Origin of the sequence: Citrobacter sp. Cpo148, from assembly GCF_030332375.1 — a bacterium.
In the GTDB taxonomy this organism is placed as follows: Bacteria; Pseudomonadota; Gammaproteobacteria; order Enterobacterales; family Enterobacteriaceae; genus Citrobacter; species Citrobacter portucalensis.
In genome coordinates, this window is the sequence record NZ_JAOWHY010000006.1 from 1 (window position 1) to 258 (window position 258).

General features: G+C 53.5%; 1 tRNA gene. It reads right to left on the reverse strand.

The features are described 5' to 3' along the window. Window positions 1-2: 2 nt before the first annotated feature. Window positions 3-78: transfer RNA gene (locus OGY10_RS00015), tRNA-Ala, on the reverse strand. Between the last annotated feature and the right edge of the window lie 180 nt (window positions 79-258).

Genomic DNA, 258 nt, shown 5'->3' on the forward strand with positions numbered 1-258 from the left:
GATGGTGGAGCTATGCGGGATCGAACCGCAGACCTCCTGCGTGCAAGGCAGGCGCTCTCCCAGCTGAGCTATAGCCCCATCGTAGTTATCTCATTCACCTTAATTCTTGCTGAGACAAGGCGTGGAACGGTGAAGCATACTGATGTATGCGAGTCGTTTCACAACGCGGTATCAGAAAGAATTTGGTAGGCCTGAGTGGACTTGAACCACCGACCTCACCCTTATCAGGGGTGCGCTCTAACCACCTGAGCTACAAGC